Consider the following 12,728-nt stretch of genomic DNA (forward strand, 5'->3'; position numbering starts at 1 on the left):
GATTAGCCTTCCTTCTGAATGGTCGTCAGGCAACTACGCAAAATGGTGCCATAGTCATACTTACCCGGACACACAAAGGTACACAGCGCCAGATCTTCTTCGTCTAACTCCAGACAACCTAATGATGCTGCACTGTCAGTATCGCCCGACACCAGGTCGCGCAGCAGCAGCGTAGGTAGAATATCCAGTGGCATTACACGTTCATAGTTACCAATCGGTACCATGGCACGAGCAGAACCATTAGTGGTGGTAGTCATACTGAACAGACGCTTCGGATTCAGATGCGACAAATAAGCACGGGTTACGGAGAATTTAGTAGCGCCCGGAGCAATCCAGCCCAGGAACTCTTTGTCAGTGCCTTCAGCCAGTACAGAAAGCTGGGTATGGTAACGGCCAACATAGCCATGTACACCGTGGGCCGTGGCGCCAGCTAACACTGAACCGGAAATAATACGGTTCTGGCCATCAGCCAGTTCACCTGCCGTCAGTTCGCTGGTTGAAGCACCCAGTACGGTTTTAACCAGACGCGGGTTTTTCACAACGGGGCCGGCAATGGCAATTACGCGCTCATTGTGCAGCTCACCGGTGGTAAATAACTTGCCGATAGCAATAACGTCCTGATATCCAATGTGCCACACCATCTTTTTCGCGCTTACCGGGTCAAGCAGGTGAATATGCGTACCTACCAAACCAGCTGGGTGCGGGCCATCAAATTCCGCGACTTCGGCTTTGCTGATAGTCGGTACTGTAGCGCCGGCTTTCTTACACAGATACAGCTTACCGCCTGTCAGCGTGGCTAACAGGGTTAAACCCTGAGTAAATGCTTCGCTATCAGCAGCAATAACTACCGCAGGATCGGCAGCCAGCGGATTAGTATCCATCGCATTGACGAAAATCGCACGCGGGGTACTTTTAATAGCGGGGGTTTGACTAAACGGGCGGGTGCGAAATGCTACCCACAATCCGGAGTCCACCAGATTTTGCACCACCTGCTCACGGCTTAAACCAGCGAGCTGATCAGCAGAATATTTCGCAAATTCAACGGCATCGTTACCTGCAGCAGCAATTACTACAGATTGTAATACCCGCTTAGCACCACGGTTGATCTCTGTGACGGTGCCCGCCAGCGGTGCAGTAAACTTAACGCCCGGGTTTTTCTTATCTTCGAAAAGTACCTGGCCTTTCTTTACCGTATCGCCAACTTCAACCGACATGGTCGGACGCATACCAATATACTCTTCGCCTAACACAGCGACAGTTTTAATGGCATTACCCGCACTGATCTCTTGTTTAGGACTGCCCGCGAGGGGAATGTCCAAGCCTTTTTTGAGTTTTATCATACGTACTTGCACTACTATTTTGGGAAGAAACAGGGCCTAGTTTTTCAGCTGCTCACCGCGCAGCGCATCCGGAGTTATTTATCAGGGTTTCCCACTGTTTATTTTTAAACCAGATACACGTATTAAAGTCGCGGATTCTAGCATTAATACAGCTGCCTATCTATGCTGTTACGCAAATTTTCCGGTAAACCAACCGGGCTATACTGCCATTGGTCTACCTTGGCAGCGCCGCGACATTAACGCTTTACTGCTGCAAATTCTAGTCAACTTTAGTCCATTTGCGCATAAACAAAAGCCGCCCGTAGGCGGCCTGGTAAAATTAACCGGCAATGTTTTGCAGTGGTACCATGGGTGAGACATCTGCATCATAATCAACATGGCTGTAGCCAAAGCCAAATAATCTTAAGAATTCATTATGATAGCCCTTGTAATCAGTCAATGTATCAATACTGTCTGTTGTTACCTGGCCCCATAAATCTTTTACTGCTTGCTGAATATGTGCGCTAAGCTCTTTACCGTCCATACGTAAACGGCCGGCGTCATCCATTACGGGTGTGTTGCTGTACAACCCCTGACGGAATAAACCATCAATCTGCTCAATACACCCTTCATGAGTGCCTTCTTCTTTCATGACACGATACAGCAGAGAAATATACAGCGGCATAATAGGAATGGCAGAACTGGCCTGAGTAACCAGCGCTTTTAACGACGCTACGTATGCCTTACCTTTTTTACCGGCTAACTGAGCAGTAATGGCCGCAGCAGCACGATCTAAATCTTCTTTCGCTTTGCCGATAGTAGCTTTGCCATAAATTGGCCAGGTTAGCTCTTTACCAATATAGGTATAAGCTACTGTCTGACAGTTATCTGCCAGTACACCGGCAGCATCCAGTTGATTTAACCAGCGCTCCCAGTCTTCACCGCCCATTACTTTTACTGTCTGATAAATTTCATCGTCGTTTGCCGGCTCAACCGATACTTCTTCAATTTCACGCTTGCTGGTATTGAGTGTTCTGGCAGTATACGACTGGCCTATAGGTTTTAATACTGAGCTGAATATTTCGCCACTCACCGGGTCTTTACGCCGCGGAGCAGCCAGGCTGTACACCACCAGATCAATTTTACCCATTTCACTGCGGATAATATCAATGGCTTGCGCCTTTAACTCATCGGTAAACGCATCGCCATTAATGTGTTTATTCCACAGCCCTTCCGCCTGCGCGGCCTGTTCAAATGCGGCGGTGTTATACCAACCGGCAGAGGCGGTTTTACTCTCTGTGGGTTCTTTTTCGAAAAATATCCCCAGGGTTTTAGCGCCTGAGCCAAAAGCTGCTGTAATACGTGAAGCCAGGCCGTAACCGGTAGAGGCACCAATCACCAGCACATTTTTTGGCCCGTTGGCCACAGGGCCAGCTTTTTTTACATACTCGATTTGTTCTTTTACATGCTCGGCACAGCCGACAGGATGGGCGTTAGTACAGATAAAACCACGAATTTTCGGTTGAATAACCATGACAGCTCCTGCTGTTGTCTCGACAAAATTGACGCTAGTGTAAAACTTTACCGCAGAAAACAGGTCTGATCAGCCGTTTTATGTGTCAGAACATAATTAATATACGCCGGACATAAAAAAAGCGTCATACCGACGCTTTTTCAGTTTTATTGCCACCATAGCATCGTGGCGACACCGGTGGTTTTTCGGCGTAGTATTCGTACCACTCCGACGGCGTGTATGTATGCAGCGCCAGCGCATGTATTTTCTCTGCCAGCTCTTCTGCCACTATGGCATTAACCGCCCGGTGGCGCTGTAACAAACGCATACCATTAAATGCCGGCGTTACAATTACCACTTTAAAATGCGATTCAGACCCCTGAGGCACATTATGCAGGTGGCTTTCGTTCACCACATCAAGGAACACAGGATCAAATGCACTAAGTAACTTCTGCTCAATAGCTGTATGAATCAACATAGCCCTAATCCTTTTTTATTCCTTTAATTAACTCTAGATGCCCGCGTTAAACTTGCCAGCAGGTTTTGCTGTCAAGTTAAATAATCCGAACTAACGGGCTGGTAGCATTACTAAAAATAAATTTGTCTAAGCCTTCGCCTCAATATAACGAAAGGTCAGGTTCAGCCTTGCCTCTGTTACCCGGCTTTGCTTTGGCAACCGGTGCAGCCAGTGCTGCTGGCAGCCCTGGCCCATCAGCAACAAACTACCGGGTGTCAAATCCAGCGCCAGTTGCCAATGCTGCCGACGGTGCTTTAACTCAAAACGTCGTGCAGCCCCCAGGCTGACAGAAGCAATAACCGGATCATCGCCCAGTTCTGCTTCATTGTCAGCATGCCAACCCATATGTTGCTGACCGTTTGCATATAAATTCAGCAACACGCAGTTAAACGGCTGCCGCAGAAACCGGCTTACCTCGTCAGTAAGTTGCTTTACCGCCGGATGCCAGGGCACAGGCATAAAAGTAGTGCCTGAATAGCGATAACTGCAGTGGCTGTCTCCCATCCATACTTGCCGGCGCGGTATCTTTACTTTTTTACCAAACATCATAATGCTGTCCTGCGCCCAAGCTAACTGAGTAACCAGTTCAGCTTGTAGCGCTGCACCTTCAGTGGCATTTAGCCAGCCCGGCCATAATATCATCTGCGCATCAGGTAACCGAAATACTTGCCCGGGGTATTGCTGGTTGTCGGTCTGGCGCGGCCGTGTCAAAATACTCATCTTATTTCATCACTCGTGTTTCTATGAATACCACTTTTGTGCATTCTCAAGGCAGCCTGCAATTACACCGCTGGCCGCTTAACCAACCAAATAGCAGCTTACAGGCATGGGATGCGGCTGACGAATTGTTGATCCTGCACGCACAGGAAGCCATTGCTCAATTTACAGCACAACATCAACGTCAGCCGGCTTTGTTACTTATTAATGACAGTTTCGGTGCTTTGTCCTGCGCACTGTCTGACTGCCCGCAGTTTCAGGTAAATGACTCTGTACTAGCAGCAAAAGGTACTTTATATAACCGCCAGCAAAACAATATTGCAGATAGTGGCCTGCAACAACTCTCCAGTCTGGCACCCTATCCGGCACAACCGGATATAGTACTGCTGAAGCTTCCCAATAATCACAGTTATCTGCAATATGTCTTACAACAACTTGCCGGTGTGGTTACGCCACAAAGCATTATTCTGGCCAGCGCCAAAGCCAAAGATATCAGCCGTAATGTACTGGCAATGTTTGATAATACGCTGGGCCCGGCCACAGCGTCGTTAACCGTTAAAAAATGTCGGCTGATTCAATGTCATTTTAGTATGCCATTAGCAGGTTCCGCTGCGGTAAGGTTCCCGTTAGTCTGGCCTCTGGAGCAGACGAATTTCACAGTAATAAACCATGCTAATGTGTTTTCCCGCGAAAAACTCGATCAGGGCGCAAGGTTCTTCTTACAACATTTGCCCGAAATCAAAAGCACCCAGCGTGTTATCGATTTAGGCTGTGGCAATGGCGTATTGGGGCTTGCACTGTTAAACCAGCACGATAATTTTAAGCTGCTGTGTTGTGATGAATCTTATATGGCGGTTGATTCGGCCCGGCAAAGCATAGCAAACAACTTACCAGACAAATTAGCGCTGTGTGAGTTTGTGGTGGATGACTGCCTGAGCCAGCAAACAGACAAGTCGGCTGATATTGTACTGTGCAACCCACCCTTTCATCAGCAACACGCCGTTACCAGCCACATTGCCAGCCAGATGTTTATTGATGCCAAAAGGGTGCTAAAACAAGGTGGCCGTTTGCGCATAGTGGCAAATCGTCATCTGGGGTATGCTGATGTAATTAAGCGTTTATTCGGCAATTGCCAACAGTTGGCGGCCGACCCTAAATTTATTATTTTAGAAGCCATAAAAAGGAGCTGAACATGCGCTATATACTTTTAACTTTGCTGTTGCTTACCGGTTGCAGCGCCCCGACACCCAAATTTATTCTGTCGCCGCAGGTATTCTGGCCGCAATCCAATCAGTTGCAACAAGCCAGGTTCGCTTTTGCTGTGTCTGATGAACGTGGCAGACCTTATTCACTGCGGATCCAAAAAGGCACGGACATACAGCAGATTAACGCCAGCAACAATATCAGTGCTGACATACAAAGCACTATGGCGCAAGCGCTGACAGAGCAGTCGGCAGTACTTGACCAAAACAGCAATACCCAAATGACCATAAGAATAACCCTGCTACAGGCTCTGGTAGATCAGCGCTCACTGGAGCACGCTGTTACTAATCAGGTTTCGTTAACGGTGTTTGTACAAAACGATCAGGGAACCTTTAGTAAAACCTATTCCGGCGACAGCAGCTATACAGCACCATTTCGCATGGATGTCGCCGCAGTTGAACGCGAATTACGTGTATTAACAGAGCAAGTGCTTGGTCAAATCCTGCAAGACAACAGCTGGCACCAGGCCGTTCGGGGGTAATATGCGTAGCTGGGCAACACTAACGCTGCTGTTTATTTTGCTAACAAGCAGTGCTGAGGCCGGACAATTTATCCAGCCTAATAATTTGTATCCCAAGGTAAAACTGATGACATCGCATGGTGATATTATTGTTGAGCTGGATCGCAGCCGTGCACCGCTGAGCGTCAATAATTTTCTCAGTTATGTGAAAAAGAAAAGTTATGACAACACGCTGTTTCACCGGCTGGAACCTGAATTTGTCTTACAGGGCGGCGGTTATGATGCAAACTATAAACCGGTAGAAGAACAAAAACCGGTGTTCAACGAATCCGGCAACGGCATGAAGAATCAGCTGGGCACTATTGCCATGGCACGCCTGACTGATCCGCACAGCGCCACCAGCCAGTTTTACTTTAATTTGCAGGATAACCCGCACCTGGATCCCGGCCGCAACTGGGGTTATGCAGTATTTGGTTACATTGTTGAAGGCAGCGAAGTTATAGAGAAAATAAGAGCGGTAGCTACAGACACCTCAGCAGAACTTGGCTGGCCAAACGTACCGGTAGAAAAGGTGCTGTTAAAAACTGCTATTGTACTGCCAGAGTAATAAAAGCGGCTATACTTTGCCTTAACAGTCTTGTCAGTAAGAGGCCGCTGTTAAGGCAATATATGTTAAACCACTTTATTGAACAAAAATCGCAGCAGCTGATTTTCTACATTTCCCGTTACTTTCGTGGCCGCTTACCACACAGCGAGTTGCATCTGTTTATCTGGGATACATTGGAAGAATGGGCACAGCTCAGTGCCTCTTTGCAGCAGCCCTGCAGCAACCGGGAACGTGTGTTCTGGCACTTAATTCATCAGTTAGAATTCTGGCCCGATAGCATCCTGCAGGAAGACAAACTATTACGCCGTAATATTCAGGATTGCCTCTGTTATCTTAAAGGTTATGGCGTGGCACCACCAGACTGCGTGGGTATCAGGCCGTAGGCCGGTTGCTTCTCGCGTTTTACAGAGCTTGACCAGAATAATCTGCGCTGTAAGCTAGGCCTACAAGCGTGTTTTAGCGGATGTCCGTTTTGCCTTATTACCTAGCCTGGCTGTCTGGCCTGAGTATCTACTTCCAACGTCGTGTACTGAGTATCTTTATACTGGGCTTTTCCAGTGGTCTGCCGCTAATGCTGGTGTTTGGTGTACTGTCTTTTTGGTTACGTGAAGCGCAGGTATCGCGTGCTGATATTGGTTATTTCAGTTGGGTAGCAATGGCATACGCCATAAAATGGCTGTGGTCACCGCTGGCTGATCATCTTAAAATTCCGGTTTTACATCAAAAGCTGGGCAGAAGGCGCAGCTGGCTACTACTATCCCAGCTTAGCGTAATGGTTGCAATTTGTTGTATGGCATTAACCGATCCGCAGCAGAACTTAGCCCTGATGGCTGCTTTTGCTGTAGTGCTGGCTTTTGCATCAGCAACCCAGGATATTAATGTTGATGCTTTTCGTATTGAAAGTGCGCCGGAGAAACTGCAGGCAGCACTGGCTGCCGCCTACCTTGCTGGCTACCGGCTGGCAATGATTATGGCATCGGCGGGTACCTTGTGGTTAGCAGCTATATTTTCCGATGGTAGTGATTATGATTTAACCGGCTGGCAACAGGCCTATTTGGTTATGGGTTTATGTATGCTGCCGGGCATCATCACCACCTTACTTAGCAAAGAGCCTGTCAGTGGCCTGCAACAGCAACAGTTTACCAATGGCGCTTTATTACAGCGCACTCTGTCCTGGCTAAAACAAGCTGTGGTAGCGCCCTTTATTGACTTCTTTAGCCGCTATAAATGGCATGCCATACTGATCCTGTTGCTTATAGCATGTTACCGCCTTAGCGACGTTGTAATGGGCGTGATGGCAAATGCATTTTATGTTGATATGGGCTACAGCAAAGAAGAGGTTGCCAGCGTATCGAAAATATATGGCGTTATTATGACGTTGCTCGGCGCGGCCCTCGGTGGAGTGCTGATTAACAAGTTTGGCGTAATTAAAATTCTGTTTATTGGTGCGCTGTTAAGTGCAGTAACCAATTTGCTGTTTTCTGCATTAAGCCAGATTGGCTATGACCTGGTATGGTTAACCTTAGTGATCTCGGCAGATAATTTAAGCGCAGGCATTGCTACCAGTGCTTTTCTTGCTTATTTGGCCTCTTTGGTTAATCTGGCGTTTACCGCCACCCAGTATGCGATATTCAGTTCACTGATGTTGTTACTACCTAAATTTACCGGAGGCTTTTCCGGGGTATGGGTAGAGCAGATGGGATATAGCCAGTTTTTTGTTATGACGGCGCTGATGGGAATACCGGCATTAGTACTAATTGTATTGCTGGAGCGCGCCGAACGCTTAAAACAGAACGCCGCAAAATAGCACGGCGTTGCTGACATAGCTCAATAGATCAGGCTGATAAAACTTGTTTTAACCCTTCAGTAGGGTCAACGTCCAGCGCCTGACAATAACGTACGTATTCAATCACATCTAAACGACGTTCCTGATTTTCTACTTTACCGATAAAAGAGTGCGGTGTACCCAAAATTTCAGACAGGCTGCGCATAGTATGGCCTTTTTCCTGACGCTGCCGTTTTAACCAGACACACAGACGCTTATTTTCATCAGAAATTACGCTTTTTGTACCTTTCATGTTTTTTTCTTCTCCCAGCGTGTTACGCTTTTATTATGTCAAAAATACTTCCTGCAAAAATAAAAACCCTATTGCAAACGCAATAAGCAATAAAAATCGGTTAATTAAACCACAGGATGCGACAAGCGTACAGCCACAACTGTTAAAATATGTATTACGACTTTACAGTGCCAGAAGTGGCGTAATTTTTAGCAGCCGAGTAACGAAAACCCAGGCAAAGCCATGCCAGGTATCTGACAGAGATAAAGATGATAAAATTATTTTATTTAATGCCAATATTGATGTGTGTGCTTTGGTACTGGTACCTGAAGCAATCCGGCTGGACTATCCGCCAGGGTAAAAAAGGCTTTGCTTACATTCTGGCTTTTAACGGCTGCATTGCGCTGGCATTGTGGGGCATTATGCTGCTGACTCAACGCTGAGCCAGCAGCACACTAACATACGGATGTGTAGTTTTTATTTTACAAAAACAACTGTCAATTATACTGAAAAAGACGAGCCACAACCGCAAGTTGTCGTCGCGTTGGGGTTTTGTACAATAAAACGGCTACCTTGCAAACCTTCGGTATAATCTACCACACCACCCATCAGATACTGCAGGCTCATGGGATCGACCACCATGGCAACACCCTGTTTCTCGACAACGAAATCACCATCGTTCACTTTTTCGTCGAAGGTAAAGCCATACTGAAAGCCAGAACAACCACCACCGGTGATATACACCCGCAGCTTTAACTCAGGGTTTTCCTCTTCACTAACCAGCAACGCTACTTTACGTGCTGCCGCTTCAGTAAATTCAATTGGTACAGCTGGCTCTGACATAACAACTCCACAGGTTTAGCTAAGGGACAAATTATCTAATACCTGACTAATTTATTCAAGTATTAGCCCTGTTCAGCGCAGATTAGTTATCCGCTTTGATAATTAAGCTGGGTTCTCAGCAACTTATGTTAAACTCTGAATCAACTATTACGGGTGTTATGGCTTATGCAGCGCTGGCAGATCTGGCTTCCGTCTTTACAACGTCGTTTGGCTTTACCGCAAACCTCCTTGCAACTCTGTGTGCTGGGGGTGCTGGGCGGGCTGGCGGCCTCCATTCTGATTATCTTATTCCGCTTAGCTATTATTGGTCTGCAAAGCTTTTTTTTAGATCGTACCGACGATTTTTCTACTGTTGGTACAGATCTCCGCTGGATGCTTCCGCTTGGCGCCGCGGTATTAATTGGTATGATCGCCTGGATCACCGGCTATAAGCATTACCGTCTTGGTATTCCCTTTGTTATTCATCGGATAAAGCTCAAATACGGCATGATGCCAACCCGCAATACCCTAAACCAGTTTTTTGGCGGCATACTGGCACTGGCAGGTGGCTTTTCTGTTGGCCGGGAAGGCCCGTCGGTACATTTAGGTGCTTATGGTGCCAGCACCCTGGGTAAGTATCTGCAATTGCCTTACAACAGCATTCGTATTCTGGCCGGCTGCGGCATTGCCGCTGGTATTTCAGCCTCTTTTAATACCCCGCTGGCTGCAGTTATTTTTGTGATGGAAGTGGTACTGCGTGAATACCGCGTGCATGTATTTATTCCTATTATGCTGTCATCTGTGGTGGGTGCTCTGGTAACGCAAACGGTGTTTGGCAGCGACAGAGAGCTGGCACTGCTGAATATAGTGTCTATCAGTGGCTGGCATATACCCTATCTGGTGCTATGCGGCGTTGTGTTCGGCGCCATTGCCTTTGTGTTTAACAAAAACATGATGCGTCTTATCAAGTTGTTTAAAAACTGGCCTTTAATATTACGTTTATGCCTGGCAGCCTTGCTTACTGCGGCCGTAGGCTATGTTATTCCGCATGCAATGGGTTCTGAAACCGGTGCCATTTACTATGCTGTAAACGCTCCCAATGACATTGCCCTGTTGCTGACCATTTTTATCGGTAAGATGCTGCTAACCTTATTCGCTTTGGGTTTAGGTGTACCCGGCGGTGTTATTGGCCCGGTATTTGGTATCGGTATTGTGCTGGGCACTTTACTGGCTATTGTTCCTTCTGCCATTATTGGTGATAACAGTATTGCCGGTACTTATGCAGTACTGGGTATGGCCGGATTAATGGCAGCCACCATGCATGCGCCGCTGGCTGCGCTGGTAGCCGTAATGGAGCTGGCACATAACCCCGGCATTATTGTGCCCGCCATGGTGGTAATAACCACGGCTTATATTACTGGTGTGCAGTTTTTTAATAACAAATCTATTTTTCTACTGCAGCTCGATTTTTTACAAATGCCTTATAAGCTGTCTCCAGCTGATGACGTATTACAAAAAGTAGGTGTGCTGGCACTGTTGGACAATCAATATCAGTTGCTTGATAACCCCGACGAGCCCCAAGTGCTGCAAGCCCTGGATAAGCTGGAACCGCCGCATCAATTACTGGTAAAACGTGATTCGGGCGCTCAGAGCACCTTTTTGCTGGCAAGTTATGATGTACAGCTGTCAATGACAGGCGCCAGTGCCGTGCAGTACTTGCAACTACAGGGCTTAACGCATCAGGCTACTATGGCCGAGGTGTTTGCCATTTTAGAAGATAAGCGCGAAGGCGCAGTGTATATATATCGCGAAGAAGAACCCCAACAGCTGATCGGTATTATCCGCTGGGATCAGGTGCGCAGTTTATTGGTAAAACAGAACAACTTATTATGACAATTATACTTGTATACAAAGCCTTGCATGTGTTTTTTATGGTGGCCTGGTTTGCCGGCATCTTTTATTTGCCACGTTTGTTTGTTTATCACGCGGGCACAACAAGCCCCGACTGCGATGCCGAATTTAAGGTAATGGAGCGCCGCTTACTCTATTTCGTCACGCCGTTTGCCGTACTTACACTGGTGTTTGGCTTACTGCTTATTCACAGTTACGGCGCAGCCTGGTTTAAAGCCAGCCACTGGTTGCACTATAAACTACCGTTGGTAATGTTGCTGTATGGGTATCACGCTTACTGTTTTAAATTACTGGCCGATTTTAAACACAACCGTAACCGGCGCAGCCCGCGGTTTTACCGTATTTTTAATGAAGTGCCGGTACTGGTTTTGTTGACTATTATCCTGCTGGCGTACTTAAAACCTATGTAGCAACGTATTCGCTTTTAGCCGGTGGTTTCGCGTATAATGCCGCCGTTTATTGCCGGTGCCGGGCCCGCTCCGGCCAGGGTTAATTCTTAGTGAAAAGAGTACCGACTATGAGCTTTAAAGGTGAACACATCCTCTCGGTAAACCAGTTTGACCGTGACACCATTCAGCACGTTTTTCAGATAGCCCGTAACATGCAGCCTTACGCCAGCCGGCAAAAACGTACCAAGGTACTTGAAGGCGCAATTTTAGGTAACCTGTTTTTTGAACCCAGCACCCGAACCAGGGTGAGTTTTGGCTGTGCATTTAACTTACTTGGCGGTGAAGTTCGTGAAACAACCGGTATGGAGTCGTCAGCGTTATCTAAAGGCGAATCGTTATTTGATACTGCAAGAGTGATCAGCAGCTACAGCGATGTTATTGCCATGCGCCACCCGCAGGCAGGCTCCGTTGCTGAATTTGCCCTTGGCAGCCGGGTGCCGGTATTAAATGGCGGAGATGGCGCCAATGAGCACCCTACCCAGGCCCTGCTGGATTTATTCACTATTGAGCGTGAGCTGGCATCTTCAGGCCAGAGTATTGACGGCATGCATATCGCCATGGTGGGTGACTTAAAATTTGGCCGCACCGTGCACTCGTTATCCAAACTATTAAAACTGTATAAAAACCTGCGCTTTACGCTTATTTCCCCCAAAGAACTGGCCATGCCGGACGACATTGTCAGCGCTATTGAAAATGCCGGCCATCAGGTAAATATTACCGATGTGCTGGAAGGCAACCTGAATGCAGATATTGTGTACCAAACCCGTATTCAGGAAGAGCGTTTTCCGTCAAAAACAGAAGCCAATTTATATCGTGGAAAATTCCGCTTAAACCAGGAAATTTATACCCGCTACTGCAAATCCAACACCGTGATTATGCACCCGCTGCCCCGTGATTCACGCATTGAGGCCAACGAACTGGATAACGACTTAAACCTGAACCCCAATCTGGCTATTTTCCGTCAGGCAGACAACGGTATCCTGGTACGAATGGCCTTATTTGCTTTAACGCTGGGCGTTGAAGGAATTATTACCAACTACGAATGCGCTGTGCCCTGGTATAGCAATAAGCACAGTGGCTAATACAGCGAGTA

15 protein-coding genes are annotated in these 12,728 nt (G+C 47.3%); 9 read left to right on the forward strand and 6 right to left on the reverse strand.

The genetic code is table 11. The annotated features are described in order from the left end of the window. Nucleotides 1-2 precede the first annotated feature (2 nt). From M2404_RS01060 to M2404_RS01075, 4 genes are all read right to left on the reverse strand, one after another. On the reverse strand, nt 3-1,340 hold the full coding sequence (locus M2404_RS01060; protein ID WP_259237677.1) for a Na(+)-translocating NADH-quinone reductase subunit A: 1,338 nt from the start codon (nt 1,338-1,340) through the stop codon (nt 3-5). A gap of 319 nt (nt 1,341-1,659) precedes the next feature. Then, nucleotides 1,660-2,853 carry an enoyl-ACP reductase FabV gene (gene fabV, locus M2404_RS01065; RefSeq protein WP_259237679.1) on the reverse strand — a complete coding sequence of 398 codons (1,194 nt, stop codon included), beginning with the start codon at nt 2,851-2,853 and terminating at the stop codon, nt 1,660-1,662. A 124-nt stretch (nt 2,854-2,977) separates the two neighbouring features. Continuing rightward, the gene (locus tag M2404_RS01070) at nt 2,978-3,310 is read right to left on the reverse strand and encodes a BolA family protein (RefSeq protein WP_215396549.1); all 333 of its coding nucleotides are present in this window, start codon (nt 3,308-3,310) and stop codon (nt 2,978-2,980) included. 126 nt (nt 3,311-3,436) lie between these two features. Further along, complete coding sequence (locus tag M2404_RS01075) at nt 3,437-4,069, reverse strand: alpha-ketoglutarate-dependent dioxygenase AlkB family protein (protein WP_259237683.1); 633 nt, start codon at nt 4,067-4,069, stop codon at nt 3,437-3,439. 23 nt (nt 4,070-4,092) lie between these two features. On the opposite strand from M2404_RS01075, the gene M2404_RS01080 reads away from it, so the two are divergent. The 5 genes from M2404_RS01080 to M2404_RS01100 all read left to right on the forward strand — a co-directional run bounded on the left by M2404_RS01080 (nt 4,093) and on the right by M2404_RS01100 (nt 8,203). After that, complete coding sequence (locus M2404_RS01080; RefSeq protein WP_259237685.1) at nt 4,093-5,256, forward strand: methyltransferase; 1,164 nt, start codon at nt 4,093-4,095, stop codon at nt 5,254-5,256. Between the two features lie 2 nt (nt 5,257-5,258). Next, nucleotides 5,259-5,810 (forward strand): YajG family lipoprotein, encoded by a 552-nt coding sequence (locus tag M2404_RS01085; protein ID WP_259237687.1) that lies wholly within the window; start codon nt 5,259-5,261, stop codon nt 5,808-5,810. 1 nt (nt 5,811) lies between these two features. Continuing rightward, nucleotides 5,812-6,396: a peptidylprolyl isomerase gene (locus M2404_RS01090; RefSeq protein ID WP_259237688.1), complete on the forward strand. Its 585-nt coding sequence runs from the start codon at nt 5,812-5,814 to the stop codon at nt 6,394-6,396. 62 nt (nt 6,397-6,458) lie between these two features. Beyond that, complete coding sequence (locus tag M2404_RS01095) at nt 6,459-6,779, forward strand: hypothetical protein (RefSeq protein ID WP_259237689.1); 321 nt, start codon at nt 6,459-6,461, stop codon at nt 6,777-6,779. A gap of 89 nt (nt 6,780-6,868) precedes the next feature. Continuing rightward, entirely contained in the window at nt 6,869-8,203 is a 1,335-nt protein-coding gene (locus M2404_RS01100; RefSeq protein WP_259237691.1) for an AmpG family muropeptide MFS transporter, read from the forward strand. Nucleotides 8,204-8,231: 28 nt separating this feature from the next. Here the strand turns inward: M2404_RS01100 and M2404_RS01105 are convergent, their stop codons facing one another. Next, complete coding sequence (locus tag M2404_RS01105) at nt 8,232-8,474, reverse strand: helix-turn-helix domain-containing protein (RefSeq protein WP_068232674.1); 243 nt, start codon at nt 8,472-8,474, stop codon at nt 8,232-8,234. Between the two features lie 248 nt (nt 8,475-8,722). On the opposite strand from M2404_RS01105, the gene M2404_RS01110 reads away from it, so the two are divergent. Next, complete coding sequence (locus M2404_RS01110; protein ID WP_259237693.1) at nt 8,723-8,896, forward strand: hypothetical protein; 174 nt, start codon at nt 8,723-8,725, stop codon at nt 8,894-8,896. 58 nt (nt 8,897-8,954) lie between these two features. Here M2404_RS01110 and erpA read toward each other — a convergent pair whose 3' ends face one another. Continuing rightward, nucleotides 8,955-9,296: an iron-sulfur cluster insertion protein ErpA gene (erpA, locus tag M2404_RS01115; RefSeq protein WP_215396557.1), complete on the reverse strand. Its 342-nt coding sequence runs from the start codon at nt 9,294-9,296 to the stop codon at nt 8,955-8,957. A 165-nt stretch (nt 9,297-9,461) separates the two neighbouring features. Here erpA and M2404_RS01120 point away from each other — a divergent pair, with 165 nt between their 5' ends. From M2404_RS01120 to M2404_RS01130, 3 genes are all read left to right on the forward strand, one after another. Then, a complete protein-coding gene (locus tag M2404_RS01120) occupies nt 9,462-11,168 on the forward strand; it encodes a chloride channel protein (protein WP_259237694.1) in 1,707 nt (568 codons plus the stop codon). Then, nucleotides 11,165-11,596 (forward strand): CopD family protein, encoded by a 432-nt coding sequence (locus tag M2404_RS01125; RefSeq protein WP_259237695.1) that lies wholly within the window; start codon nt 11,165-11,167, stop codon nt 11,594-11,596. Before M2404_RS01120 ends, M2404_RS01125 begins: the two co-directional genes overlap by 4 nt. A gap of 107 nt (nt 11,597-11,703) precedes the next feature. Then, nucleotides 11,704-12,717, forward strand: a complete 1,014-nt coding sequence (locus M2404_RS01130; protein ID WP_259237696.1) for an aspartate carbamoyltransferase — start codon at nt 11,704-11,706, stop codon at nt 12,715-12,717. Nucleotides 12,718-12,728: the final 11 nt, after the last annotated feature.

The sequence above is a fragment of the Rheinheimera pacifica genome (assembly GCF_024809855.1).
Lineage (GTDB): Bacteria > Pseudomonadota > Gammaproteobacteria > Enterobacterales > Alteromonadaceae > Alishewanella > Alishewanella pacifica_A.